The sequence below is a fragment of the Pontibacter sp. 13R65 genome (assembly GCF_047525655.1).
Lineage (GTDB): Bacteria > Bacteroidota > Bacteroidia > Cytophagales > Hymenobacteraceae > Pontibacter.
The window spans coordinates 1-25,529 of the sequence record NZ_JBLIQL010000015.1; the positions used below are offsets into that span (position 1 = coordinate 1).

24 protein-coding genes are annotated in these 25,529 nt (G+C 45.9%); 21 read left to right on the plus strand and 3 right to left on the minus strand.

What is annotated here, in order from left to right; all coding sequences use genetic code 11:
• Positions 1-524 precede the first annotated feature (524 nt).
• Positions 525-1,199 (minus strand): carboxypeptidase-like regulatory domain-containing protein, encoded by a 675-nt coding sequence (locus ACMA1I_RS16185; protein WP_337069450.1) that lies wholly within the window; start codon positions 1,197-1,199, stop codon positions 525-527.
• A gap of 69 nt (positions 1,200-1,268) precedes the next feature.
• On the opposite strand from ACMA1I_RS16185, the gene ACMA1I_RS16190 reads away from it, so the two are divergent.
• The 15 genes from ACMA1I_RS16190 to ACMA1I_RS16260 all read left to right on the plus strand — a co-directional run bounded on the left by ACMA1I_RS16190 (position 1,269) and on the right by ACMA1I_RS16260 (position 14,544).
• Positions 1,269-1,655: a metalloregulator ArsR/SmtB family transcription factor gene (locus ACMA1I_RS16190; RefSeq protein ID WP_337069451.1), complete on the plus strand. Its 387-nt coding sequence runs from the start codon at positions 1,269-1,271 to the stop codon at positions 1,653-1,655.
• A 143-nt stretch (positions 1,656-1,798) separates the two neighbouring features.
• Positions 1,799-2,494: a YjjG family noncanonical pyrimidine nucleotidase gene (locus ACMA1I_RS16195; protein ID WP_337069452.1), complete on the plus strand. Its 696-nt coding sequence runs from the start codon at positions 1,799-1,801 to the stop codon at positions 2,492-2,494.
• Between the two features lie 178 nt (positions 2,495-2,672).
• A complete protein-coding gene (gene pruA, locus ACMA1I_RS16200; RefSeq protein ID WP_337069453.1) occupies positions 2,673-4,307 on the plus strand; it encodes an L-glutamate gamma-semialdehyde dehydrogenase in 1,635 nt (544 codons plus the stop codon).
• Between the two features lie 387 nt (positions 4,308-4,694).
• A complete protein-coding gene (locus tag ACMA1I_RS16205; RefSeq protein WP_337069454.1) occupies positions 4,695-5,195 on the plus strand; it encodes a hypothetical protein in 501 nt (166 codons plus the stop codon).
• 57 nt (positions 5,196-5,252) lie between these two features.
• Positions 5,253-6,086 carry a T9SS type A sorting domain-containing protein gene (locus tag ACMA1I_RS16210; RefSeq protein ID WP_337069455.1) on the plus strand — a complete coding sequence of 278 codons (834 nt, stop codon included), beginning with the start codon at positions 5,253-5,255 and terminating at the stop codon, positions 6,084-6,086.
• 233 nt (positions 6,087-6,319) lie between these two features.
• Complete coding sequence (locus tag ACMA1I_RS16215; protein ID WP_337069456.1) at positions 6,320-6,694, plus strand: NADH-quinone oxidoreductase subunit A; 375 nt, start codon at positions 6,320-6,322, stop codon at positions 6,692-6,694.
• An 83-nt stretch (positions 6,695-6,777) separates the two neighbouring features.
• Complete coding sequence (locus tag ACMA1I_RS16220) at positions 6,778-7,332, plus strand: NADH-quinone oxidoreductase subunit B (RefSeq protein WP_337069457.1); 555 nt, start codon at positions 6,778-6,780, stop codon at positions 7,330-7,332.
• A 2-nt stretch (positions 7,333-7,334) separates the two neighbouring features.
• The gene (locus ACMA1I_RS16225) at positions 7,335-7,841 is read left to right on the plus strand and encodes an NADH-quinone oxidoreductase subunit C (protein ID WP_337069458.1); all 507 of its coding nucleotides are present in this window, start codon (positions 7,335-7,337) and stop codon (positions 7,839-7,841) included.
• A gap of 57 nt (positions 7,842-7,898) precedes the next feature.
• Positions 7,899-9,152, plus strand: coding sequence for an NADH-quinone oxidoreductase subunit D (locus ACMA1I_RS16230; RefSeq protein ID WP_337069459.1), 1,254 nt, complete (start codon positions 7,899-7,901; stop codon positions 9,150-9,152).
• A gap of 58 nt (positions 9,153-9,210) precedes the next feature.
• Positions 9,211-9,759, plus strand: coding sequence for an NAD(P)H-dependent oxidoreductase subunit E (locus tag ACMA1I_RS16235; RefSeq protein WP_337069460.1), 549 nt, complete (start codon positions 9,211-9,213; stop codon positions 9,757-9,759).
• 53 nt (positions 9,760-9,812) lie between these two features.
• Positions 9,813-11,159 carry an NADH-quinone oxidoreductase subunit NuoF gene (gene nuoF, locus ACMA1I_RS16240; RefSeq protein WP_337069461.1) on the plus strand — a complete coding sequence of 449 codons (1,347 nt, stop codon included), beginning with the start codon at positions 9,813-9,815 and terminating at the stop codon, positions 11,157-11,159.
• A 233-nt stretch (positions 11,160-11,392) separates the two neighbouring features.
• On the plus strand, positions 11,393-12,391 hold the full coding sequence (locus tag ACMA1I_RS16245; protein ID WP_337069462.1) for a 2Fe-2S iron-sulfur cluster-binding protein: 999 nt from the start codon (positions 11,393-11,395) through the stop codon (positions 12,389-12,391).
• Positions 12,379-13,440, plus strand: a complete 1,062-nt coding sequence (gene nuoH / locus ACMA1I_RS16250; protein ID WP_337069463.1) for an NADH-quinone oxidoreductase subunit NuoH — start codon at positions 12,379-12,381, stop codon at positions 13,438-13,440. The genes ACMA1I_RS16245 and nuoH overlap by 13 nt, the downstream gene beginning before the upstream one ends.
• Positions 13,441-13,518: 78 nt before the next feature.
• Positions 13,519-14,028 (plus strand): NADH-quinone oxidoreductase subunit I, encoded by a 510-nt coding sequence (locus ACMA1I_RS16255; protein ID WP_337069464.1) that lies wholly within the window; start codon positions 13,519-13,521, stop codon positions 14,026-14,028.
• Positions 14,029-14,034: 6 nt separating this feature from the next.
• Positions 14,035-14,544, plus strand: a complete 510-nt coding sequence (locus ACMA1I_RS16260; RefSeq protein WP_337069465.1) for an NADH-quinone oxidoreductase subunit J — start codon at positions 14,035-14,037, stop codon at positions 14,542-14,544.
• Between the two features lie 49 nt (positions 14,545-14,593).
• On the opposite strand, the gene ACMA1I_RS16265 is transcribed toward ACMA1I_RS16260, so the two are convergent.
• Positions 14,594-15,529 (minus strand): DUF6929 family protein, encoded by a 936-nt coding sequence (locus tag ACMA1I_RS16265; RefSeq protein WP_337069466.1) that lies wholly within the window; start codon positions 15,527-15,529, stop codon positions 14,594-14,596.
• A 496-nt stretch (positions 15,530-16,025) separates the two neighbouring features.
• Here ACMA1I_RS16265 and ACMA1I_RS16270 point away from each other — a divergent pair, with 496 nt between their 5' ends.
• The 5 genes from ACMA1I_RS16270 to ACMA1I_RS16290 all read left to right on the plus strand — a co-directional run bounded on the left by ACMA1I_RS16270 (position 16,026) and on the right by ACMA1I_RS16290 (position 21,578).
• The gene (locus tag ACMA1I_RS16270; protein ID WP_337069467.1) at positions 16,026-16,172 is read left to right on the plus strand and encodes a hypothetical protein; all 147 of its coding nucleotides are present in this window, start codon (positions 16,026-16,028) and stop codon (positions 16,170-16,172) included.
• 180 nt (positions 16,173-16,352) lie between these two features.
• Positions 16,353-16,682 carry an NADH-quinone oxidoreductase subunit NuoK gene (gene nuoK / locus ACMA1I_RS16275; protein ID WP_337069469.1) on the plus strand — a complete coding sequence of 110 codons (330 nt, stop codon included), beginning with the start codon at positions 16,353-16,355 and terminating at the stop codon, positions 16,680-16,682.
• Positions 16,683-16,725: 43 nt separating this feature from the next.
• Positions 16,726-18,684 (plus strand): NADH-quinone oxidoreductase subunit L, encoded by a 1,959-nt coding sequence (gene nuoL, locus ACMA1I_RS16280; protein WP_337069470.1) that lies wholly within the window; start codon positions 16,726-16,728, stop codon positions 18,682-18,684.
• Positions 18,685-18,696: 12 nt separating this feature from the next.
• Positions 18,697-20,163 carry an NADH-quinone oxidoreductase subunit M gene (locus ACMA1I_RS16285; protein ID WP_337069471.1) on the plus strand — a complete coding sequence of 489 codons (1,467 nt, stop codon included), beginning with the start codon at positions 18,697-18,699 and terminating at the stop codon, positions 20,161-20,163.
• 32 nt (positions 20,164-20,195) lie between these two features.
• The gene (locus tag ACMA1I_RS16290) at positions 20,196-21,578 is read left to right on the plus strand and encodes an NADH-quinone oxidoreductase subunit N (RefSeq protein ID WP_337069472.1); all 1,383 of its coding nucleotides are present in this window, start codon (positions 20,196-20,198) and stop codon (positions 21,576-21,578) included.
• 249 nt (positions 21,579-21,827) lie between these two features.
• On the opposite strand, the gene aspS is transcribed toward ACMA1I_RS16290, so the two are convergent.
• Positions 21,828-23,573 carry an aspartate--tRNA ligase gene (gene aspS / locus ACMA1I_RS16295; RefSeq protein WP_337069473.1) on the minus strand — a complete coding sequence of 582 codons (1,746 nt, stop codon included), beginning with the start codon at positions 23,571-23,573 and terminating at the stop codon, positions 21,828-21,830.
• Positions 23,574-24,088: 515 nt separating this feature from the next.
• On the opposite strand from aspS, the gene ACMA1I_RS16300 reads away from it, so the two are divergent.
• Positions 24,089-25,453: a hypothetical protein gene (locus ACMA1I_RS16300; protein ID WP_337069474.1), complete on the plus strand. Its 1,365-nt coding sequence runs from the start codon at positions 24,089-24,091 to the stop codon at positions 25,451-25,453.
• Positions 25,454-25,529 lie beyond the last annotated feature (76 nt).

The following is a 25,529-nucleotide window of genomic DNA, read 5'->3' on the forward strand; positions in this document are numbered from 1 at the left end:
ACCGAAACCCCATCAACGCCCTGGTCCACATCCTCTCAGGTCTGACCGCCTACACCTTTCTCGACCACAAAAACAAAAAGTTTAACCTCGCCAGAACATTGGCTTAATTCCCGAGTTCACGTTAGAATAATCTATTAAAGTACTAATGGTATAATGTACCGATGCAGTAATTAATTTGAAGATGTGCTGGGTGTGGTTGAGGGATTGTATGCCTCTTGGTTACGTTCCTGCCGCGAGCTTTCCGCCTTATGTTGACCCGACAACTATTTAGGTAACATTCTGTTGGCAAAAGCAGATGCGCCATTTTCTTCTGCGTCCACTGCCCCCTGAAAATTGACCTCAGTATTATCAGAAAGGCCCAATAGCCGCATAAAAAAAGGTTCTGCCCGGGGGACAGAACCTAAAGATTTGCTTTTTGTACTCGTAAAAAGTTTAAATGAGATAAGGCTGAAAGCTCGTGGCAGAAATGATTTATTCGGAGAGTCCAGTATCTAAAATTTACCTTCTACGATCCATACCACTAGCTATTTTTTGTTTTTAAACTCACCTTTCTTAATCATGTCAATCAATTTTAATACAGCAAAAGGACTAACCGTCGGAATCATGTTCTGTTGCTCAATACCCCGCACCTGCTGCTGATTCCAGACATTAAAGTTAGCACCGGCATCCATAGGCGTGATCCGAAACAACTCTTCCAGCAAGGCCGGGTCCAGATTCTTGGCTGCGTTGGAGCGACCTTGATCTGGCAACTTCACTGCTAGCACCGCCTGCCTGAAATCACGCTCGGTTGGCCAGGGGAACACCTCCACCTGTGGCAGTTCAGTGGCTTCTTCCTGCATCTGCATAATAATGGAGTAGCTTTGGCTGCTGTAGGTTTTTGGTATTTTAAGGTATTGCTTTTTGTATCCCAATCCGCTAAACACAATGCTATCGCCGGCTAATACTGGCAACGAGAAGAACCCATATTCATTCGTATAAGTACCCCGGTTAGTACCTGGCACATACACGCTTACAGCTGCCACACCATACAGGCTATCGCCGAGCGCTACAAAACCAGAAAGTTGCACCACGCGTCCGCCGCCCTGAGCTTTTGCCTCCTGAGGCGCACTCAACAATAGGCAGCAAACTGCCAGCAGAGGCACGAGCAGCCATTTATTTTTTTTCAGAAAAAAGAAATCGGGTACTATAGTCAGCTTCATGTGGTTCAATTTACTTCATAATAATTTATTATAGCAGCTTTTTGCTAAATTTGTTTAGACAACTTAACTATGAGCCTTAAACAGTTTGACCTACCTTACGGGGAACAGGTATTTAAAGCACTGGCCGATGAGTCCCGCATCAGGATACTGCACCTGATCCTCCGAAACAAAGAAATGTGCACCTCCGACCTGGAACATGTGCTGGACTACACTCAAACCAAAACATCAAGGCACCTTAGTTACCTGCGCAGCGCCGGGCTGGTAACTACCCGCAAAATAGACCAATGGGTATATTATGCACTCAAAGAAGATACCTCCGAATTACTGCACCAGTTATTCGCCTATCTCAGTCAGGATGCCGTTTTGTTAAAAGATCAGGAAATTTACCAGATTCTGTATTCTAACCGGGAGCTGGCTATCAACAAGTTGCAAGCCCGGCGCTGGACTGCCTCCTGACGGGCTCGCTCCAAAGCTTCAACTTCCTATACCAGCAATTATTGCACCATATCTGCAGTTAATCTCTTGTTATTTTTAGCTGGCAACGCCCCCGCAACATCCGCGAGCGCCAGCCGTTTTATTTACTTCACGGTAAGCATTGCATGAAAACCTACACACATATATTATTTGACCTGGACCATACACTCTGGGACTTTGAAAAAAATTCAGAAGAAACTCTTTTTACCTTATACGATCAGTTTGAACTGGCCGCACATGGTAAGTTTGACCGAGACTCGTTTTACAAAAAATATAAGTTCGTAAACCACCGCCTCTGGGACCTCTACAACAAAGGGAAAATAACACAGGAAGAGTTGCGTAACCAGCGTTTTATCAGAACACTAACCGGCCTTGGATTAGAGGTGCATGAAGTGCCGGAGGGGTTATCAAAAGCCTACACAGACCTTTGCCCTACTAAAACAGCCGTATTTCCTTTTACTTACGACCTGCTGCAATATCTGCAACCCAAATACGGCCTACACATTGTTACCAATGGGTTCCGAGATGTACAATATATTAAACTGAATTCCTCTAAGCTCAGCAGCTACTTTAAAGAAATTGTAACCTCAGAGTGTTGCGGCTACAAAAAACCCGACAAGCGCATATTCGAGCACACCCTGGAGCGTATAAAAGTAAGACCACAGGATTGCCTCATGATCGGGGACAACATTGAATGCGATATAGAAGGCGCCAAAGCAGCAGGCATAGACCAAGTGTTTTTCAATCCTGAAAACTACAAGCACCGCTGCAAGCCCACCTACGAAATACAGTGTCTCAGCCAGTTACGGCAGATCCTGTAAATAACAGTTTAAAGCAAAAAGCAGAAGTGGAGGCAGCAGAGCTACTGAACTCCTACTACCCTTTCTTTCGTTCTGTCATAATATCGGCGTATATTTATGGTTTGCCACCTCAGCATGCTGAGTGGCGCCATTACCCTGATACAAATTACTAATCTTAAATCTAAGGAAAATTACATCTATGGGAATCGGATTCTTTAAAGTACCAACCCCAATAAACGAACCTGTAAAAACTTATGCACCAGGTTCCCCGGAAAGAGCAGAGCTGCAACGCACCTACAAAGAAATGAAATCGAAGGAGGTGGATGTGCCGATGTACATTGGAGGAGACCAGGTGCGCACCGACAAAAAGCACCCACTCGTGCAGCCGCATGACCACCAGCACATTCTGGGTTACTTCCACGAAGGCGAAGGAGAGCATGTGGAGCAGGCTATAAATGCAGCCCTGGCCGCTCGCGAAATGTGGGCTAACATGAGTTGGGAGCACCGCGCCAGCATCTTTCTGAAAGCAGCCGACCTGCTGGCTGGCCCCTGGAGAGCCCGCATGAACGCTGCTACCATGCTCGGTCAGTCAAAAAATGCATATCAAGCTGAAATCGACTCCGCCTGCGAACTGATAGACTTTCTGCGCTTTAACGCACAGTATGCGACCGAAATTTACCAAATGCAGCCAGAGTCTTCGCCGGGTGTATGGAACCGTATGGAGCACCGCCCATTAGAAGGCTTTGTGTTTGCGCTTACGCCATTTAACTTCACAGCTATTGCCGGCAATTTACCTGCCTCTGCCGCTCTTATGGGCAATGTAGTGGTATGGAAACCAGCTTATACTCAAATTTACGCCGCCCATGTAATTATGGAGCTGCTGCTGGAGGCAGGTTTGCCAGAGGGCGTTATCAACCTGGTTTATGTAGATGGCCCAGTAGCTGGGGACATCATTTTCAGCCATCCAGAGTTTGCCGGCATCCACTTTACCGGTAGCACTGCCGTTTTCCAAAACATCTGGAAAGCGATTGGCAATAACATTCACAAGTACAAAACCTACCCACGCATTGTAGGCGAAACAGGTGGCAAAGACTTTATTCTGGCACACCCTTCTGCCGATGCCAAAGGGCTGGCTACCGGAATTACGAGAGGAGCTTTTGAGTACCAGGGTCAGAAATGTTCTGCTGCTTCGCGCGCCTATATTCCGAGCAACCTTTGGGAGGAAGTTAAAGCTTATGTGCAGGAAGATGTGAAGTCGTTTAAAATGGGCTCACCCGAAGACTTCTCGAACTTCATTAATGCGGTAATCGACGAAAAGTCGTTTGATAAGATTGCCAAGTACCTAGATAACGCCAAAGAAAGCCCAGAAGTGGAGATTATTGCTGGCGGCGGTTACGACAAATCGAAAGGATACTTTATAGAACCAACCGTACTCCTGTCGCACAACCCACAGTATGTGACCATGTGCGAAGAGATTTTCGGGCCGGTTATTACCATTTATGTGTACGACGAGGACAATTTTGAAGACACGCTGCAGCTGATCAACGAAACTTCGCCTTATGCTCTTACCGGTGCCATCTTCAGCCGCGACCGCTACGCTATCGAAAGAGCAGCAAAAGCGCTGAGTCATGCAGCCGGCAACTTCTACATAAACGATAAGCCAACCGGTGCCGTTGTGGGCCAACAGCCTTTTGGTGGCTCCCGCGCCTCCGGCACCAACGACAAAGCCGGTTCTATGCTTAACCTGCTGCGTTGGGTATCAGCTCGTTCTATCAAAGAGACTTTTGTATCGCCAACTGATTATCGCTATCCCTTCCTGGAAGAAGATAAATAAGCACTCAACTATAGACTTCAAAGCCCTGTTTCTGTTTATCAGAGACAGGGCTTTTTTGTGAGGCAAGCCCAAAGCACTGCAGATGCACCTCTCGCTTAAATACAATTCTTCTAATGAAAAGGACCTTCAAGAGGCTTTATATGAGGGTTAACACATAGGCCTCTCTTGGGCACACTCCTCTTTAATTTAGGCAAAATATGACTTTTCAATTCTTCTAATAAAATGGACCTTCTAGAGCGGTTTTGGTAGCTAAAATTAGCTTTACTCAATATTACTTTAAATCACCACTTTCTTTTAACAACAATATTATAAGAATCAACACATACCAATAACTTAAAGTATATTGGCTACCTTTTTTATAATTGACATACCTACTTACCAGCTATCATGAGAAATCCTTACATGTTGCCCCTCCTCTTTAAAGCACATATTTATGCATTAATTTTTAATATATTTTTAATAATTGCACCATCACACGCCGGAGCACAAAATTATTTACCTTCTGGACTTTTCATTGCTAAACCCCAAGAAGTTAAGCCAACCACTCCTATAAATTTCACAGGAATATACTTGGGCAATAGCATTAGAGACGCTATTGCAAAACCGCTTCAAAGCATGGAGTATAATTTTAACGGAACTGATTGGGGACAAATTTCAACTACATACTATAAATATGATAGCAAGGGTCGTACAATAGAACGTCTTACAAAGAGAGAAGACAATACAAATTATTCAAAAGAGATTATCATTTATGACAAATTTGACCATCTAATAGAGGAATCTAGGTACAGCTGGAAGCATGAAAGTTGGGTTCTGAATACCAGCAATAAGCATGAGAATACTTATGATCAAGCTGGGCGAGTAACTGAATCAAATTATGAATACTAGGGCAATGGCTCCTTAGTAGCCAGGTATAAAAAAGCATTTGCATATAATGAAGTTGGAATGCTTGTATCAGAATCTGGATATACAAAAGATGGATCTACAGCTAGGTACAGCTATACATACACTTACGCTGCGCCCAACCTGCCTCCTATTGAGATTTTGTATAAAGAGGTGAACGAGCTAGGCACCTTAGTTAACAGTTACCAAATAATCAATATAGTCTGGAACAACATTGACACCAATCGGGATGCTCCTCATTACTTGGAACAAATATTTACAAGCTATACCCAACAAGTATGGAAAAACGATACATGGATGAACAATGATAAAGTTACCACGAATTATGGAGAGAATAATGGTTATGAAGCTTTATATGAGAGTTGGACAAGTAATGCGTGGATAAATAAAGCTAAATACAAAACTAGCTTTGATGCTAATGGGAATCCAACTCTGGGAGAGGCAAAGGATTGGGTTAATAACGCCTGGGCTATACGTTATAGCTTTCTTTATGAAAACAGCTATAACTTCAATAATCAGCGTTCAGAAGTAATTCAAAAAACATGGGACGTAAATTCTCAATCTTACGCAAACACCAACCGCACTGTCTACTCAGACTTTCAGGTTGTAACTTCTTCTCCTTTGGCAGCAGCAGAACTCCTGACAGCAGCATATCCTAACCCTACAGCAGGCAAAATCACCCTAAGCCTGACACAATCTGCTACTCCAACGCTTCTTCAAATTACAGATATGACGGGTAGAGTAGTTTTCAAAAAACAGCTTCCGGCGGCAAGCAAGCAGCAGGAACTTGATCTGGCAAGTTACCCGGCTGGGCTGTACATGCTGCAGTTGCAGGCCGGCGAGGTAGTAGCTACTCGCAAGTTGATTAAATTCTAACAAGTATAGCAATTACTAAAAATTACCTTCTTAAGGAAATAGTAAATTATTGTTATCTTTTATCGGCACCTTAAACTAATGCTCCAGAGCCATGCCCTTTGCATGGCTCTTTTTTGTATTTATGGGGCAAAAAAGGCAGAAAATCTGTATTAACCTGAGTTAGATTTTACCTTTTGATTCTTGGCTAATTATCCCTAATTTTGGTACCAAATTCAAAAAAGCACTTTAACAATATGGAAACATCTGTGGATCAGTACGTACCATCAGATTATTTGCCCATTCTGATACAGTTTGCAGCAGCCTTGGGCTTTGTGTTATTCGCCCTTGGCCTTACGCACCTGTTGGGACCTAAGCGAAAAAGCGATGTAAAAAACGCTGCCTGGGAAAGTGGAGTCGAATCTATAGGCGACGCTCGCACGCCTATTTCTTATAAATATTTCATGACGGCCATCTTGTTTGTGCTATTCGATGTGGAAATTATTTTCATGTACCCATGGGCTGTTAACTTCAGGGAATATGGTATGACCTATTTTGTGCCGATGCTTATCTTCCTTGGAGTACTGCTTGCCGGCTTCTATTATGAGCTTAAGAAAGGTATTTTGAAGTAGCAAACTATTAAACTTTTGCAAACAAACTGTTGTTCTGATTGAGGGCTAAACACCAAATTTTGAACAACTTTAAAAAGTTAGACATGAGCGATACAAATAAAGATATAAATTACGCGGAGGCACCAGAAGGACACGCTGGTGCAGGTTTTTTTGCTACTTCACTCGAAAAAATTGTAGGTCTTGCTCGCAAGAACTCGCTTTGGCCACTTCCTTTTGCTACCTCTTGCTGCGGCATTGAGTTTATGGCCACCATGGGCTCCACTTACGACCTTTCGCGCTTCGGATCAGAACGCATGAGCTTCTCACCACGCCAGGCCGACGTACTGATGGTGATGGGAACTATCGCTAAAAAAATGGGACCGGTAGTAAAGCAGGTATATGAGCAAATGGCTGAGCCCCGTTGGGTAATCGCCGTTGGAGCGTGTGCCACTTCCGGTGGTATTTTCGATACGTACTCAGTGCTCCAGGGCATTGACAGAATTATTCCGGTTGATGTGTATGTGCCTGGTTGCCCGCCACGCCCTGAGCAGATTCTGGATGGCGTGCTGCGTGTGCAGGACCTGGCCGAGAATGAATCGCTTCGCCGCCGTAACTCACCTGAATACCAGGCATTGTTAGCCTCTTATAACATAAAATAAGCATGGAGCTTACGAACGAGAATGTACTTGGTCTGCTTGTAGACAAATTTGGGGAAGACCACATCCGCGATGCTTACAATCCGGATGGCATCATGACCTTTTTTACCGACCGTGATACCATCGTACCCCTAATACAGTACCTGTACGATGAGGAGGCGCTGCAAATTCGCTTCCTTACCACCATGTGCGGCATCCACTATCCCGATCAGAAAGACAAGGAACTGTGTGTAATGTACCAACTCCACAGCCTGCGTCACAATTATCGCCTCCGCATAAAGGTGTATGTTTCGGCAGCCGATCCGGTAGTGCCTACGCTCACGCACCTCTACGCCACAGCTAACTGGATGGAGCGCGAAACATTCGATTTCTACGGCATTGTATTTACTGGTCACCCGAACCTTACCCGCATTCTAAATGTGGAAGATATGCAGTACCACCCCATGCTGAAGCAATATCCGCTGGAAGATCAGACCAGAGAAGATAAGATAGATACTTTTTTCGGGCGCTAGGCCTATTGTGTCACCTTAGCATTTGGCGCTCGGTGATCAACCAGAATAACCATACTTATGGCTACTGAAACAAAAGATATAAAGCAAGCAACAGCCCTTGAGAATTACAAAGGGTACCGTGAGCTTACCTTACAACACGAAAACGACGACACCCTGACCACGCTTAACCTGGGGCCAACGCACCCGGCTACGCACGGTATTTTTCAGAACATTCTGAAAATGGACGGGGAGATCATTAAATCGGCGGTGCCTACTATCGGGTACATTCACCGTGCTTTCGAGAAAATTGCAGAGCGCCGGCCTTTTTACCAGATTACGCCCCTGACCGACCGCATGAACTACTGTTCTGCCCCGATCAATAACATGGGCTACCATATGACGGTGGAAAAGCTGCTGGGAATTACCATACCAAAACGCGCCCAGTACATTCGGGTTATCATGATGGAGCTGGCTCGTATTTCGGACCACCTGATCTGTAACTCTGTAATTGGCGTGGACTCAGGTGCACTTACAGGCTTCCTGTACGTAATGCAGGAGCGCGAAAAAATCTACGATATTTATGAAGAGGTTTGCGGTGCCCGTTTAACTACCAACATGGGTCGCATTGGGGGAATGGAGCGCGACCTGTCGCCTAAAGCCATTCACCTGATTGAGGAATTCCTGGTGCGTTTCCCGAAAGTGTGGGGAGAGTTTGAGAACATGCTTACTCGCAACCGCATTTTTATAGACAGAACAGAAGGTGTAAGTCCAATATCGGCTGAGCGTGCCCTGAACTATGGATTTACAGGCCCAAACCTGCGAGCTGCCGGCGTAGATTACGATGTACGGGTTATGAACCCCTACTCTTCTTACGAAGATTTCGACTTTGAAATACCAGTAGGCACCAACGGCGATATTTACGACCGGTTTATGGTACGCAATGAGGAGATCTGGCAAAGTCTGAAAATAATCAAGCAGGCTGTGACCAACCTTCCAGAAGGTTCTTACCACGCCGATGCGCCACATTATTACCTGCCTCCGAAGCAAGCGGTTTATACCAGCATGGAAGCCCTGATCTATCACTTTAAAATAGTAATGGGAGAAACGGATGCCCCTAAAGGTGAAGTGTATCATTCTGTAGAAGGAGGTAACGGTGAACTTGGGTTCTACCTCATCAGCGACGGTGGCCGTTCGCCATACAGGCTCCACTTCCGCCGACCTTGCTTTATCTATTACCAGGCTTACTCAGAGCTCATCATCGGCAGCCAGTTATCAGACGCTATTCTTACTTTGAGTAGCCTCAACGTAATTGCAGGCGAACTGGACTCTTAATTCTTTATATTCATCATGTAACATTGGTTGTTCGAAACATCCAGTGAAATTTGTAATAATGGCAGAGACTAAAAACGAAGTTAAGTTTTCTGATGCGGCCATGGCCGATATACAACGGTACATCAGCCACTACCCGGAGGGCCGTCAGAAATCGGCTATCTTACCGATACTGCACATTGCCCAAGCCGAGTTTGGCGGCTGGGTGAGCCCGGAAGTGATGGACGAAGTAGCCAGAATTCTGGATATTCAGCCTATAGAGGTGTATGAGGTAGCAACCTTTTACACCATGTTTAACCTGAAGCCAGTTGGCAAGCACGTGTTAGAAGTTTGCCGCACCGGCCCCTGCTGCCTGCGTGGTGCCGACCAGCTGATAGAAACACTAAAGCAAAAGCTAAACGTGGAAGAAGGTGGCACAAGTGCCGATGGCCTGTTCACTCTGAAGCCTGTTGAATGCCTGGCCTCCTGCGGTACCGGCCCCATGCTGCAGGTGCGCGAGAAATTCTACGAAAACCTGGAAACAGAAGAACAAGTGGATGCTTTCTTAGACATGATGCGCAAATCAGAGGTAGAAACGCCTTACCACCAAGCCGCTTACTCTAAAAAATAAAGGCCGAATTTATTTTAATAAGCCAAGACTAATAAAGAAAGATATCCTGCTTTATGGGACTTAAAATATTAACTGAACATATTAACGTACCCGGCATCGAAACGCTGGAGGTTTATCGCAAGCATGGTGGCTACAAATCTGTAGAGAAAGCCGTAAAAACGATGACTCCGGAAGAGGTGGTGGAAGAAGTAAAAACCTCTGGCCTCCGTGGCCGTGGTGGTGCAGGCTTCCCAACGGGTATGAAATGGAGCTTTTTGGCTAAACCCGAAGGTGTGCCGCGTTACCTGGTGTGCAACGCCGACGAATCGGAGCCGGGCACTTTTAAAGACCGTTGGTTTATGGAGCGTAACCCACATGCCTTGATAGAGGGAATGATTACTTCTAGCTACGCATTGGGTGCCAAAACTTCTTATATCTACATCCGGGGTGAACTGATGTTCATTTTGCGCATTCTGGAAAAAGCCATTGCAGAGGCTTATGCCGCTGGTTTGCTAGGCAAAAACATTCTGGGTTCAGGTTATGACCTCGATTTGCACGTGGCTCCAGGTGGTGGTGCTTACATATGTGGTGAAGAAACAGCTCTGTTAGAATCGTTGGAAGGTAAACGTGGTAACCCGCGTAACAAGCCTCCGTTTCCGGCTGTGAAAGGCCTTTTTGCTTCTCCAACTGTGGTAAATAATGTGGAAACCATTGCCAGTGTGCCTTGGATCGTGAATAACACAGGAGCTGAGTATGCCAAAGTAGGTATCGGCCGCAGCACGGGCACTAAACTGATCTCAGCAAGCGGAAACATCAACAATCCGGGTGTGTTCGAAATTGAACTGGGTGTACCGGTAGAAGAATTTATTTACTCTGACGAGTACTGCGGTGGCATCTGGAAAGGCAAACAACTGAAGGCGGTAGTGCCAGGAGGAAGCTCTGTTCCTATTTTGCCTGCGAACCTTATTCTGAAGACAGCAGCCGGCGAAGGTCGCTTAATGTCTTATGAATCACTTTCAGATGGAGGATTCGTTTCTGGATCCATGATGGGCTCCGGTGCCTTCATCGTGTTTGATGAAGACCAATGCATTGTGCGTAACACGTGGAACTACTCCCGTTTTTATCATCATGAGTCCTGTGGCCAGTGTAGCCCTTGCCGCGAAGGCACTGGCTGGATGGAAAAAGTGTTGCACCGCATTGAGTACGGACACGGCCATCAGCAAGACATAGACCTGCTGGTAAGCGTAGCCAAACAGATAGAAGGAAATACGATTTGCCCGCTGGGTGATGCAGCTGCATGGCCGGTTGCAGCAGCCATCCGCCACTTCCGCGATGAGTTTGAATGGCACATTAAACATCCTAAAGAGGCCACAGCACCAGGAGCCGTGTACAGAGGCCAACTGGATACAGTTACAGCTTAAATTTTAAATATTAGGCTTTAGATGATTGCTACTTGCTTCTCTAAAAGGCAATTTCAGGAACAGGGAGTTAAACCTTACCTCCTTTAACAAGGAGAAGTTAAGGGCAAATAGAAAGAATGTTCTTAAGAACCATCTAAAAAGTAATATATAAGAGTCCTGAAAAGGAATTAACAATAACTAAAGAGATGAAAGGCAGTAAAGCTGCTGACAATCATAAAGGATAAACAATACTAATGGCTAAGATAACATTCGATGGCATTGAAGTAGAAGTAGAGGATGGCACTACCATTCTACAAGCTGCCCGAAAAATTGGCGGTAAAGTAGTGCCACCGGCTATGTGTTTCTACACTCCGCTGAAAGGTAGTGGAGGCAAGTGTCGTGTGTGCCTGGTAAAGGTTACGCAAGGCTCAACCAAAGACCCGCGCCCTATGCCTAAGCTGGTAGCCTCTTGCATCACGCAGGTGCAGGATGGTATGGTGGTGGAGAACACTACAAACGAAGATGTACTGAATGCCCGAAAAAGCATTGTAGAGATGCTCCTCATAAACCACCCGCTTGATTGCCCTATCTGCGACCAGGCTGGTGAGTGTAGCCTGCAGGATCTCTCTTATGAGCATGGTGTAAGTGCCCAGCGCTACGAAGAAGAAAGAAGGACCTTTAACAGAACAGACTTAGGCCCTTACATACAGCTGCACATGACACGCTGTATCCTTTGCTACCGTTGCGTATACACCGCAGACCAAATTGCAGAAAAGCGAGTGCACGGGGTACTAGGTCGTGGCGACGCAGCTGAAATTGGAACATACATCGAAAACATAGTTGACCACGAAATGTCGGGGAACGTGATTGATGTATGCCCGGTAGGAGCCCTCACCGACAAGACCTGGCGCTTTAAAAACCGTGTTTGGTTCACCAAGCCACTCGATGCCCACCGCGACTGCCCTACCTGTAGTGGAAAAGTAACGCTATGGAACCGTGGCGACCAGGTGCTGCGCGTAACAGCGCGCAAAGACAAGTACAACGAGGTGGAGGAGTTTATCTGTAATACCTGCCGTTTCGATAAAAAAGAAATGAGCGACTGGACAATAGAAGGACCTCGCCACATAGACAGAGGGTCTGTAATTTCGGCAAACCATTACGAGCTACCGGTGGTAAACGTACCTATCGTGCCAAACCTGCCCCGATCAGCTAAAAAAGATTTACCTAACGCCCCAGAACAATGGAATCAGTAGATTTAATTTATAAAACCATTTACATCCTGGTGATCTTTGGTATTACCCTCCTGATTGCCACCTACTCTACGTATGCAGAACGTAAAATAGCTGCTTTTATTCAGGACCGTGTAGGACCAAACCGTGCAGGCCCGCTTGGTTTGCTGCAGCCTCTGGCTGATGCTGGTAAAATGTTCTTTAAAGAAGAATTTATTCCGGCACAATCGAGCAGAACCCTGTTTATTCTGGGTCCTGGTGTAGCAATGCTGATTGCCTGTATGTCGAGTGCAGTTATTCCGTTTGGCGATATGCTTATTATCGGAGGCCGCGAAGTTTACCTACAGGCCATTGAAGTAAACATTGGCTTGCTCTACGTATTTGGAGTAGTATCGCTGGGGGTGTATGGACTGATGATTGGTGGTTGGGCTTCCAACAACAAGTTTTCGTTGCTGGGCGCTATTCGTGCTGCCTCTCAGAACATTAGCTACGAATTGGCTATGGGCCTTTCTATTATTGCCGTGCTAATGATGACGGGCTCTCTATCGCTAAGAGAAATTGCAGCGCAGCAGGCAGGCTTTAACTGGAACATCTGGTACCAGCCACTGGGCTTCATTATTTTCCTGGTGTGTGCTTTTGCAGAAACTAACCGTACTCCTTTCGACTTACCAGAGTGTGAGGCTGAGCTGGTAGGCGGTTACCACACAGAGTATAGCTCTATGAAACTGGGCTTATTCCTGTTCGCAGAATACATCAACATCTTTGTGGCTTCGGCGGTAATGGCTACGCTTTACTTCGGAGCCTACAACTTTCCGTTCATGAACGAACTGGGAGCCCTGATTTCAGATGATCCGGTAACAGCCAACAATGTGATTACAGTGATTGGTGTAGTGGTCATGTTCTTAAAGATATTCTTCTTTATCTTTTTCTTCATGTGGGTTCGCTGGACGCTTCCACGCTTCCGCTTCGATCAGCTCATGAAACTTGGATGGCAGATATTAATTCCGTTGGCTATCCTGAACATTATTCTGACAGGTGGCGGTATTCTGTTAAAAGACCACTTTTTTAATTAATAGTTCATCTAATTGAATGTTACAGGCAGGTGCCCTGTTCTAAAAACAAGTACCTGATTAACAATCAAAACAAAAGAAATGGAACCACTATCAAATAGAAGCAAGAAACTGGGAAAGAAGGAAATGTCGTTCGCCGAAAGAGCGTACATACCGGCCATAGTACAGGGTCTTGGCATTACCATAAAGCACTTCTTTAAAAAGAAAGCCACTATACAGTACCCGGAGCAAACAAGGCAACGGAGCGATGTATGGCGTGGTTTGCATGTGCTGAAGCGCGATGAGCAAGGTCGTGAACGTTGCACCGCCTGCGGTCTGTGTGCTGTAGCTTGCCCGGCGGAAGCTATTACCATGATAGCCGGAGAACGCAAAACCGGAGAAGAGCATTTATACCGCGAAGAAAAATATGCAGTTACGTACGAGGTAAACATGCTGCGTTGCATCTTCTGTGGCTTATGCGAAGAGGCTTGTCCAAAAGCTGCCATCTTCCTGCAAGACGATAAAATTGCACCGGCCCGTTATGAGCGCGATGAATTTATTTATGGCAAAGACAGACTGGTAGAACCTCTTAAAACGACCGAAACAAAATAAACTCCAATGACAGATAACCTGTTTTTCTTTCTGGCGTCGCTTACGCTGCTTTGTGCCTTAATGGTAGTTATTTCAAAAAACCCAGTACATAGCGTACTCTTCCTGATATTAACGTTCTTTACTATTACGGCACATTATGTATTGCTGAATGCGCAGTTCCTGGCAGCGGTAAACATTATTGTGTATGCCGGTGCCATCATGGTTCTGTTCCTGTTCGTAATCATGTTCCTGAACCAGAACCAGGAGCGGGTCAAAACGTCTCTTATTAGTAAATTTACGGGTACCATTGCCGGTGGCCTGCTGTTTGTAGTTCTCATTGCAGCCATGAAAGAAGCTACTGTTAGAACCTACAACCCCGAAACGTTCGATTCGCAAATCGGAATGGTTGAAAACCTGGGCAAAGTACTTTTTGGAGATTACCTGCTGCCGTTTGAGTTAGCTTCGGTGCTCTTTCTGGTAGCCATGGTAGGAGCCGTAATGCTAGGCAAAAAAGAAGTGGGAGAAAAGCATTTTTAAGCTGCTTTAAATTTATTCAGGAAGCCAGTGCCTACAAGCACTGGCTTTTTTATTGGTTTAGCCGAAGGTTAATTTCCAGTAATTCAGAATTTCCCCGATCGTTATCGGTTACAGCCAGAATGCGGTAACGCCGGTTCCGGTTACTACTCTCAAGCACGACCAGCGACTCCGCCTTACCAGTAAAAATGGCTCCGTCTTGCCTGGTAATTACGCCAGCAGGCGCAACAGTGGCAACCGTTGAATCTGTGGAGAGCTGCTGCAAAGGAATAAACCCGATGTAACTGCCCAGAATAACACCATCGGCCACGGCATCGGTGGTGCCTTCTATAGAGGCAGTAAAAAATAATTTATCTTCATAAAAATAAGCTCCAGAAAAACCTGCCTCCTGCACCCCCATAATCGGGAGCCTGAAAAAAGACAGTGTGTAGGTCGGAAGGGAACCACCTCCTCCCTCCTGCAGGTAATCTAGGAACTCCTGCTGCTCAAAAGTTATAAGCACATTGCGGTTAGAGCCTAGCGCACGCTGCAACAAATACAGCTTACCCGCTCCCGATGCTACCCCTTCTATATTCAACAGGCCATCTCCAATTATCTCTTTGTTTTGCTGCATATCCTGGTAAAGTGAGTCCAGCGCGTACTCAGTAATCACAGGCTTAGCAGTGGCGGTAGTGGGCACCTCTACCAGGTAAGCTTTATTGCGGGCCGGAGTGGAGCCTGAGCCAAGCATCAGCAAGTAAGTGTAGCCGTCTGCCTCAATCTTAGTAAGCCCTTCCAAGTCTGCCTTAACAGCCTTCGCCACTCTGCCGGAGGCAAAGCTACTGGTGTCGGAGAGCGCAAACCGTTCAGACAAGTGGTAGTTTTGGTCGAGCCGGTACAGGTACGGCGAATCGTCGCCGATAACATAAAATGAACCGTTGTGTTCTTCCAGGCCGGAGCCCGAGGGAATGTTGTCAAATAATATTTTTTTCTGGATAACAGCTCTCATTCTGGATTTAGCTTCTATGGAAAACGGAGCATCTGAAGTAACTACATGGTTAGTGGTTGGCACACTTCGGCAAGAAACAGTGAGTAGGACAAGAAAGAGTAACAGCAGACTTGGTAAATTATCTTGTAGCATCATGAAATAAAACTAGAGGTAAATGTACCGTTCGAAAAAGCTTATACGCAGGTTTAAGGGCCAGTGCCATTATGGGAAGCTTAATTTTATATTTTCATGTTTCCCGACACACCAGCCACTACCTATAACCCTCAAAGCCTTAAGACACTAAAAGGCTCCGGAAGGTCTTTATAATTTAAATAATTATACACCTCCCAATATACCTGTACTGCGTAACGACATACTATCGCAAACAAATTATTCTAATGAAAATGCCCTTCCGGAGCAAACAATAGTAGCTGAGAGCCAGGCCCCACCCCAGGTCCGGATTTGAGACAGGCTCCGGTATCTCCAGATATATCATTCAGTAATTTAGCTATCTGCCATGCCCCAATCAGGACCTGCTAATTCTGCTAATAAAACAAGACTTCCAGAGGCAGAAAGTACCTTGTATGCCTTAGCCTATAATTGTATTCTAACAGTAACAGAAACAGCAGAAATCAAACTAAGGGAGGCGCAGCAGGAGCAGTAAAACCAGCCAGCAAGTATAGTCTACACCAAATTCAGGAAAAAACAGGTTGAACCAGGCAAACAACGCCGAGATAACGCTATTAGAGGAGAAATATGTTATGGTTTTTTAAAAATTGGGGTAACTTTGCTACTTAAGTATAGCTTTGTACCATAAACACAATCACGTTCAGACCCACGGAAGATGAACCATATACCTGAGGTTATCAGAACCATTCCATTAGAGTATTACCTTTACTTTAGCGCAGCCTTATTTTCTATTGGCGTAATCGGAGTGCTTACCAGGCGCAATGCCATTGTTATTTTCATGTGTGTGGAGCTGATGCTGAATGCAGTGAACTTGCTCCTCACAGCATTTGCGGCCTACAGATCGGACCCTAATGGACAGGTATTTGTATTCTTTATTATGGCAGTGGCAGCCGCCGAAGTTTGCGTTGGCCTGGCTATCATTGTTATGATTTACCGCAACCTCCGCTCAACCGATGTGCAACTGCTCAATCATCTGAAGTGGTAATATCTTATTTTTCTGAACAGCTCAACTTAACTACAATAGCTTCATGCAAGAAATAGTAATGCCCGCGAATAGACCGGAAATGGCACTGCTGTGTTTGCTTATTCCACTGCTCCCCTTTATTGGCTTTGCCTTAAATGGCCTGGGCAACCGGAAATTACCAAAAGGTTTGGTAGGGCTCATAGGCTGCGGCACCGTACTGGCCTCCTTCCTGATCTCGGTTTACCTTTTCCTCGATTTCACTTCTTCCGGCAGCCGCCCCTACACCGTCGATTTTTATAACTGGATTTCAGTAGGGAGTCTGCAAATCGGGTTTTCATTCCTGATAGACCAGCTTACGCTCCTGATGCTGCTGATGGTAACAGGTATCGGTTTTCTGATACACCTGTACTCTGCCGGCTACATGAGCCACGACGAAGGCTTCGGCAAATTCTTCTCTTTCCTGAACCTGTTCATGTTCTCAATGCTGCTGCTCGTAATGGGCTCCAACTACGTGATGATGTTTGTAGGCTGGGAAGGCGTTGGGCTCTGCTCCTACCTGCTCATCGGTTTCTGGAACAAAAACACGAACTATAACAATGCTGCCAAGAAAGCCTTTATTATGAACCGCATCGGTGACCTTGGCTTTCTACTCGGTATCTTCCTGATATTTATAACCTTCGGCAGCGTGAGCTACCCACAGGTATTTGCAGAAGCTACTCGCGTAGCTGGCGTAGACACTCCTGTACTGATTGCCATTACCATGCTGCTGTTTGTAGGTGCCATGGGTAAAAGTGCCCAAATTCCGTTGTTTACCTGGTTACCAGATGCGATGGCAGGTCCTACACCGGTTTCGGCCCTGATCCACGCTGCTACCATGGTAACGGCTGGTATCTACATGGTGGTTCGCTCTAACGTGCTGTTCATCCTCGCTCCTACCACACTAGATGTTATTGCCATAATTGGTCTGGTAACTGCCTTAGTAGCCGCTACCATAGGATTGGCCCAAAACGACATCAAAAAAGTGCTTGCCTACTCTACCGTTAGCCAGTTAGGTTTTATGTTCCTGGCTTTAGGTGTTATGGCTTTCTCTTCTTCGCTGTTCCATGTGCTTACCCACGCATTCTTTAAGGCACTCCTCTTCTTAGGCGCTGGTTCTGTTATACATGCTATGAGCAACGAGCAGGATATCCGTAACATGGGTGGTTTGAAAAAAGCCTTGCCTATTACCTTCCTCACCTTCCTGATCGGTACACTGGCTATTTCAGGTATTCCACCATTTGCCGGTTTCTTCTCTAAAGATGAGCTGCTGGCGCACGTGTACCAGCACAGCACCATTATGTGGGCATTTGGTCTGCTGGCCTCCTTCATGACAGCTTTCTACATGTTCCGCCTCCTGTTCCTGACTTTCTTTGGCAAATTCAGAGGTACTGAGGAGCAACGCCACCACCTGCACGAATCTCCTGCCGTTATGACCATTCCACTTATCGTACTGGCTGTTCTGTCGACCTTTGGTGGTTTCTTAGGTATTCCTTCTGTATTCGGTTCTAACCATATCATTGGCAGTTACCTGTCGCCACTTTACAACTACGCCAAAGGCATTAACGCTACGCCTTTCGAACCCATGCACCTTTCGCACGAAACAGAGTATTTGCTCATGGGTATTTCAGTGGCTGTGGCTATTGTAGCCATCATCATTGCCTATGTAATGTATGTGAAGAAAGAAACAGTGCCCGTATCAGAGGACACTCCGCTTTCGCCTGTTCATAACCTGGTGTACAACAAGTATTACATCGACGAAATTTATAATAACATCATTGTACGTCCGCTTATGTGGCTTTCAACTGCCTTCTATCGCTTTGTAGATGTGGTGTTGGTAGATGGCATTGTAAATGGTGTAGGCAAGTTTGTAACATTTAGTGGCCGCACCCTTCGCTATGCCCAAAGCGGCGCCATCGGGTTCTATGTTATGGTAATGGTATTCAGCATCGTGCTGATTCTATTTTTAAACTTCTTTATCGGATAAGGTTCATAGAAGATGATCACAGCTTTATTACTTTTCTGGCCTGCCCTGGCTGCCCTGCTGGTACTCCTTGTAAAAGGACAGGGAGCCAAGCGTGTGGCTTTTATAGCAGCACTTGTTGAATTTGCCTTTGCCCTTTTTGCAGCCACCTCCTTTGTGGTAGACAGAACAGCTCCTCAATTTGCACTTTCTGTGCCATGGGTAGAAAGTGCCGGTATCAGTTTCAGTATTGGCATGGATGGGATCAGCCTCCTGATGGTGCTGCTCACAACCTTTCTGGTTCCTCTTATTGTACTTTCCAGCTTTAAGCACGATTACAAAAAACCCAATGCCTTTTATGCTCTGATTCTGTTTATGCAGACGGGCCTGATAGGTGTGTTTGTAGCACAAGATGCCTTCCTGTTTTACTTCTTCTGGGAAGTGGCCCTTATTCCGGTTTACTTTATCTCTGCCATTTGGGGCGGAGCCAGACGTGTGGCCGTTACCTTCAAGTTCTTTGTCTACACCATCTTTGGTTCGTTCTTTATGCTGGCTGCCTTTATTTACCTGTACTTCCAGACGGCAGGTACAGGTGTAGCAGCACACTCATCTGATGTAAACGCATTTTACCAGCTCGCTCTGGATTCCAGTACCCAAAGCTGGATCTTCTGGTTCCTTTTCCTGGCCTTTGCTATTAAAATGCCGGTGTTCCCGTTCCATACCTGGCAACCCGATACTTACACCGAAGCTCCTACGCAAGCCACAATGCTTCTTTCCGGCATTATGCTGAAAATGGGTATTTACGGCGTGTTGCGCTGGTTGCTGCCGGTGGTGCCGAATGGCGCCAGCCAATGGCTGGATGTGGTGCTGGTGCTATCTATAATCGGTATTATCTACGGTTCTATAATCGCCATCAGGCAGCGCGACCTGAAGCGCCTGATCGCATACTCCTCTATAGCACACGTAGGACTTATCTCTGCGGGTATTTTCTCGCTAACTGAGCAGGGCTTGCAAGGTGGCGTTATCCAGATGCTGAGCCACGGTATCAACGTAGTAGGCTTGTTCTTCATCATCGATATTATCTTCAGCCGCACCAAAACGAGAGAGATTCTGAACCTGGGCGGAATTACACAGTCTACGCCGGCCCTTTCTATCTGCTTTATGATTCTGATGCTGGGTTCTGTGGCACTGCCGCTTACCAATGGATTTGTAGGCGAATTCCTGCTGCTATCTGGTGTGTTCCAGTACAACTATGTTTTTGGAGCAGTTGCCGGTGTAACCATAATTCTGGGTGCAGTATACATGCTGCGTATGTTCCAGGGTGTTATGTTTGGCACCAAATCGCCGGAGACGGAGGTTTTTGCAGACCTGACTTTTAACGAAAAAGCAGTGCTGATCCCATTAGTAATCATGGTATTCTGGATTGGCTTGTTCCCAAACACCTTCCTCGATATTTCAGAGCCTGCCGTGTTTAACCTGCTGAACATTATTCAGAGGAGATAATATAAGAAACGATTTAGAAGAAAAACAACGATATGATTTCCATTATACTTCTAGCCGGATTCGGGATTATTAACCTCTTTGCAGGGTTCCTGAAATCTAACAGAGTTTTGTTGCCACTGGCACTGCTTTTCCTGGCGATCGTGTTTGGGGTAAACCTATTTAGCTGGAACGATCCGCAAAGCTATTTCAACCACATGCTCACCATCGATAATTATGCGGTGGCCTTTACGGGCATTATGGTGCTATCTACCCTGCTGATTCTGCCTTTCTCGCAACGCTATGTGGCTGATCAGGACGAGAACCTGGCCGAATACTACTCGCTACTGCTGTTTTCGCTCTTAGGCGCCATCATGATGGTGGGTTTCGAGAACATGATCATGCTTTTCCTTGGCATCGAGATTCTTTCTATTAGCATGTACATACTGGCAGGTTCCGATAAAAAGAAACAACGTTCCAATGAGGCAGCCTTGAAATACTTCCTGATGGGCTCGTTCTTTACCGGAGTGCTGCTGTTTGGTATTGTGCTGATCTACGGTGCCACCGGCTCCTTCGACATCAGTACCATAGCTGGCACCAGCATTGGGGCAGAAGGCATTGAAAACACCATGTTTATTCTGGGCCTGCTGCTTACCATTATCGGCATATCCTTTAAAATTTCTGCCGCGCCATTCCATTTCTGGACTCCAGATGTGTACGAAGGTACTCCTACTCTTTTCACTGCTTTTATGTCCACCGTCGTGAAAATTGCAGGTGTAGCGGCCTTTTACAAGTTAATGAACGCTGCCTTTGCCTCTTCTTACACCACCTGGTTCCCGACACTAATCGCCATTACTGTGCTTACCTTGGTAGTAGGCAATATCGGAGCAGCCGTGCAGGGCAGTGTAAAAAGAATGCTGGCCTACTCCAGTATTTCCCACGCTGGCTACTTGCTTATGGCACTCATCGCTTTTAACGAGCGGTCTGAGTCTGCTATCTTCTTTTACTCGCTGGCATACTCAGTGGCTACCATTGCTGCTTTTGGGGTACTGAAACTGGTAACGGTGCAACGTGACGAGGAATCGTTTGCCACTTTTAACGGATTAGGCCAGACAAACCCACTGCTCGCTTTTGTAATGACGGTGTCGATGTGCTCATTGGCTGGCATCCCGCTTACAGCAGGCTTCTTCGGTAAGTTCTTTGTGTTTACATCAGTAGTTGAAGACAATAGCCTGATTTGGTTAGTTGTTGTTGCCGTACTGTTGGCAGCCGTAGGTATTTACTATTACTTTAAAGTAGTAATTGCTATGTATATGCAACCAGCCGGAAACTACGAGCGCGTACGTGTCACAAGCTTTGCATCTGTAGTACTTATCATAATGGCTGCTATTACTATCTTACTCGGTTTGGCACCAGCCATCGTAAGCGACCTGATATAAGTATTCTTTAACATCAAAACAAAAAAGGCTGCTTCGGAAGAGGCAGCCTTTTTTGTTTTATCCGATTCTAAAGTGCTTTTTATATGAAGATACTATAGCGGAAAATCCTTTAGAAGGCTATTTACATTAGAATAATTTCAAAGATTTAAACCTGACCACTTACAACAGTAGCGCCTGCCACTGAAAATCTGTGGCAGGCGCTACTATATAAATCTTATGTCTGCGTCTTATGTCCTACCTCAAAAGAAGCTACTTCAGCTTTATCTGCAGTTCGTCGAGTTGCGCATTGGCAATTGGCGACGGAGCATCTATCATAACATCACGGCCCGAGTTGTTTTTCGGGAAGGCAATAAAGTCGCGGATAGAGTCGGCACCACCGAACAAGGAGCATAACCTGTCGAAGCCGAAGGCGATGCCACCATGCGGAGGAGCGCCGTATTCGAAGGCGTTCATCAGGAATCCAAACTGTGCTACTGCTTCTTCTTTGGTAAAGCCCAGCAAGCTGAACATCTGCTCCTGCACCCCACGATCGTGTATACGGATAGAGCCACCACCTACTTCTACTCCATTAATTACCATATCGTAAGCATTTGCTCTAATAGCTCCCGGATCTGAGTCGATCAGGTGCAGGTCTTCTGGCTTTGGAGAAGTGAACGGGTGGTGCATGGCGTGGTAACGATTGGTTTCCTCATCCCACTCCAGCAGCGGAAAGTCTACTACCCACAGCGGTGAGAACACATTCTTATCGCGCAGGCCAAGTTGCTCCCCTACCTCCAGGCGTAGCTCGTTCAGGGCTTTGCGTGTTTTGTCTTTTCCACCAGCCAATATCAGGAACAGGTCTCCAGGTTCAGCTTCAAAAGCAGCAGCCCAGGCCTGAAGATCTTCCGGCGAGTAAAATTTATCAACAGACGATTTCACACTGCCATCTTCTCCCACACGGGCATATACCAAACCGGTAGCACCAATCTGCGGCCGCTTCACAAAATTGGTCAGCTCGTCGAGTTGCTTGCGGGTGTAGCTGGCAGCTCCTTTGGCATTTATACCTACCACTAGTTCCGCATCGTCGAACACTTTAAAACCTTTGTTCTTCACCAGCTCATTCAGCTCCACAAATTGCATCCCGAAGCGGGTATCTGGCTTATCGGAACCGTAGAGGCGCATAGCATCGGCATAGTACATACGGGGCAGCTCAGCTATCTCCACTCCTTTTACTGTTTTAAACAGGTGACGGATAAAGCCTTCGAAAGTATTCAGAATATCTTCCTGCGTAATAAAGGCCATTTCGCAGTCTATTTGCGTAAACTCCGGCTGGCGGTCGGCACGCAGGTCTTCGTCGCGGAAGCACTTTACAATCTGGAAATACCGGTCGAAGCCCGACACCATCAGCAGCTGCTTAAACGTTTGCGGCGATTGCGGCAGGGCGTAAAACTCGCCTGGGTTCATGCGCGAAGGCACTACAAAGTCGCGGGCACCCTCTGGCGTTGACTTAATCAGCACCGGCGTTTCTACCTCTATAAAGCTCAGGTTATCGAGATAGTTGCGGGTTTCGCGCATCATGCGGTGGCGCAGCTCCAGGTTACGACGCACTGGCGTACGGCGCAGGTCCAGGTAACGGTATTTCATGCGCAGGTCGTCGCCGCCGTCGGTTTCGTCTTCGATCAGGAAAGGAGGTAGTTTGGCTGCATTCAGTACCTCCAGCTTTGTTACCTTCACTTCAATGGCACCGGTTGGTATTTTATCGTTTTTAGAGAAACGCTTAATAACCTGCCCAGTCGCCTGTATCACAAACTCACGGCCCAGGCTACGTGCCTGCTCAAAAAGTTCTGGCGAGGTAACGCCTTCTTCAAAGCTGAGCTGAGTTATTCCATAACGGTCGCGGAGATCGATCCAGAGCATGCCGCCTTTGTCGCGGAGGCGTTGTACCCAACCTGTAAGTACTACTTCTTCACCTGCTACGTCTAGTCTGAGTTCACCGCAAGTATGTGTTCGGAGCATATTTTTATAAATTATGTAATGCAAGTACTATAACAGATGCAAAGGTAATAATTTGTAAGATGTTGGCTTGCTAAATTGTGGAATTGTTCTGTGCTAATATAGAACATAGAGTATAATAGCCTGCCTTAATCGGCAGTAAAATAAACTAGTCAATATTTAGCATTAACTAAATATTTTTTAATTGTTATTTAAAGTTTACTATATTTAAAAATTAATAACAAAACACAAAATCATAGTAAAATTAAACTCACTGCCACACAGCATTATTTAAGTTTGAGGCAGAAAGGCAGAGCTTTCCAGAAGCTACTGCTTAAAACCTCTGTTCTACAAACTCCTGAAAAGTTGCTGCCTGAATTTACTCTATAACAGGGGCTATAACAAAGTGGCCAGATTCAAATTATTTAAATAAAAACAGCCTTCCAAAGCTATTTTGGCACTTTGAGTGCCTAGGTTACTATACTCTTTAATTTAATTCATTACTAACCCTGTCCTATCGGTAAATTTTACATCATTATATGCATACATCTTTACTCACGTTTTATGTAACCCGCAGGCAAATTACAGGTTTACTTGCTGCCCTTGCAGTGCTAAACATCTCGTTTTTAGCTACTACTGGAGTTATAAACTACTATTACAACATTCTAGAAGTAGGAGCATCTGCTGCTTTTATGGACCAGCTTATGACCAAAAACGTCATCAAGTTATTCTCTTTAGGAAACTTAGCTTCTGAGAATGTTCTTGCCTCCTGGTACTCCGGCATGCTACTCTTGTTAGCATCTGTTGCCGCGCTATTGTGTTTTAGTGCCGATTATCAGTATTATGTTAGCTGGAAAGACAGGATGTTAAGTTATGGCTGGATTGGCTTCAGTTTAATTTTTGCGCTGTTGTCTCTCGACGAGGTGGGCTCCTTTCATGAAACCATTGGCGACACTGCTGCTTTTAATGTAATAGGCAATGATCTGGGCTGGATTGTTTTCTTTGTGCTGGTAGGGTTGGTTGCCCTCTATATGGCAGGATTCGTCCTGCTCAGGCTTTGGTCTTTCAAGGCTGCTCTGGTACCGGCAATGGTGGGTATTTTATTTTTTGCCAGTAACCCGATTCAGGAGCATATTGAAATCAGTGCTATGCGCAATGCCGCTGCTGATGAGGTGTGGCTACGACCAACCTGGCTTCTTCTACTGGAGGAGGGCTCCGAAATATTTGGTTCGTGGAGCCTGATACTTGCTATGCTGGTGTATGCCGCCAAAAGCAGCACCAGGAACAACTTCAAAAACTTGGCAGCTAAACAAGGAATTTATTTCCAGTATGAAGTGTCGGCAAAGCTAGTACTGCTGTTGTTAGGAAGTGGTTTGTGTTTATCAGGAGGCTTATTAACTGCTTTCCTACTATTTGCACCTGCCGAACGAGACGAGCATGCAGGCATTGCAGAGAATTGGTTTCCTAGCGCTGTTGCCTTCCTGGCAAGTTTACTCAGTTTATTTCTCGCCTCTAAAAGTAATCATCATAAAGGAGCTTTTGTTATGCTAGCCATATTTTGTGTGGGGTTATCGGCATTTTATGCCAGCAGTATTTATTACACGTTTTACGGGCTGCTGAGCATCCGATTCGGCACTAGCCTGACGGTGATTACTCTCATTCTGCTAAGTGTTCTGACAACGTTTTTGTGGAAAGCAGATAAACGTTCGCTTTCCAGGCTCTGTACTTTAGGGTGGGCTGTTTTTATTTCTGTAGCCATACTCTCAGGCCAGCCCAATGCCGTTGATTGGGGCTTTATAGCAGTGTCGCTGCTCACCTTGTCACTGGCGGGTGCTATCACACAGCCTTCGCCAGCTACCCCACATATCATTCAGAGCAATGCACAAAATGTAGCTACTGCTTAAAAACGGGTAGCCTGCCCTAGCCTTATGGCAGCTCTAAATGCCTCCGGAAGGCCAATTTCATTACAATAATTGGAGA

Bases quoted from the DNA above. Each gene is read 5' to 3' on its own strand.
- ACMA1I_RS16255 (WP_337069464.1), top strand. From the start codon at position 13,519: ATGGAACCACTATCAAATAGAAGCAAGAAACTGGGAAAGAAGGAAATG.
- ACMA1I_RS16210 (WP_337069455.1), top strand. From the start codon at position 5,253: ATGCTTGTATCAGAATCTGGATATACAAAAGATGGATCTACAGCTAGG.
- ACMA1I_RS16220 (WP_337069457.1), top strand. From the start codon at position 6,778: ATGAGCGATACAAATAAAGATATAAATTACGCGGAGGCACCAGAAGGA.
- ACMA1I_RS16215 (WP_337069456.1), top strand. From the start codon at position 6,320: ATGGAAACATCTGTGGATCAGTACGTACCATCAGATTATTTGCCCATT.
- ACMA1I_RS16245 (WP_337069462.1), top strand. From the start codon at position 11,393: ATGGCTAAGATAACATTCGATGGCATTGAAGTAGAAGTAGAGGATGGC.
- nuoL (WP_337069470.1), top strand. From the start codon at position 16,726: ATGCAAGAAATAGTAATGCCCGCGAATAGACCGGAAATGGCACTGCTG.
- nuoH (WP_337069463.1), top strand. From the start codon at position 12,379: ATGGAATCAGTAGATTTAATTTATAAAACCATTTACATCCTGGTGATC.
- nuoK (WP_337069469.1), top strand. From the start codon at position 16,353: ATGAACCATATACCTGAGGTTATCAGAACCATTCCATTAGAGTATTAC.
- ACMA1I_RS16185 (WP_337069450.1), bottom strand. From the start codon at position 1,199: ATGAAGCTGACTATAGTACCCGATTTCTTTTTTCTGAAAAAAAATAAA.
- ACMA1I_RS16285 (WP_337069471.1), top strand. From the start codon at position 18,697: ATGATCACAGCTTTATTACTTTTCTGGCCTGCCCTGGCTGCCCTGCTG.
- nuoF (WP_337069461.1), top strand. From the start codon at position 9,813: ATGGGACTTAAAATATTAACTGAACATATTAACGTACCCGGCATCGAA.
- aspS (WP_337069473.1), bottom strand. From the start codon at position 23,573: ATGCTCCGAACACATACTTGCGGTGAACTCAGACTAGACGTAGCAGGT.
- ACMA1I_RS16235 (WP_337069460.1), top strand. From the start codon at position 9,211: ATGGCAGAGACTAAAAACGAAGTTAAGTTTTCTGATGCGGCCATGGCC.
- ACMA1I_RS16290 (WP_337069472.1), top strand. From the start codon at position 20,196: ATGATTTCCATTATACTTCTAGCCGGATTCGGGATTATTAACCTCTTT.
- ACMA1I_RS16195 (WP_337069452.1), top strand. From the start codon at position 1,799: ATGAAAACCTACACACATATATTATTTGACCTGGACCATACACTCTGG.
- ACMA1I_RS16260 (WP_337069465.1), top strand. From the start codon at position 14,035: ATGACAGATAACCTGTTTTTCTTTCTGGCGTCGCTTACGCTGCTTTGT.
- ACMA1I_RS16230 (WP_337069459.1), top strand. From the start codon at position 7,899: ATGGCTACTGAAACAAAAGATATAAAGCAAGCAACAGCCCTTGAGAAT.
- pruA (WP_337069453.1), top strand. From the start codon at position 2,673: ATGGGAATCGGATTCTTTAAAGTACCAACCCCAATAAACGAACCTGTA.
- ACMA1I_RS16190 (WP_337069451.1), top strand. From the start codon at position 1,269: ATGAGCCTTAAACAGTTTGACCTACCTTACGGGGAACAGGTATTTAAA.
- ACMA1I_RS16270 (WP_337069467.1), top strand. From the start codon at position 16,026: ATGCCCCAATCAGGACCTGCTAATTCTGCTAATAAAACAAGACTTCCA.
- ACMA1I_RS16300 (WP_337069474.1), top strand. From the start codon at position 24,089: ATGCATACATCTTTACTCACGTTTTATGTAACCCGCAGGCAAATTACA.
- ACMA1I_RS16225 (WP_337069458.1), top strand. From the start codon at position 7,335: ATGGAGCTTACGAACGAGAATGTACTTGGTCTGCTTGTAGACAAATTT.
- ACMA1I_RS16205 (WP_337069454.1), top strand. From the start codon at position 4,695: ATGAGAAATCCTTACATGTTGCCCCTCCTCTTTAAAGCACATATTTAT.
- ACMA1I_RS16265 (WP_337069466.1), bottom strand. From the start codon at position 15,529: ATGAGAGCTGTTATCCAGAAAAAAATATTATTTGACAACATTCCCTCG.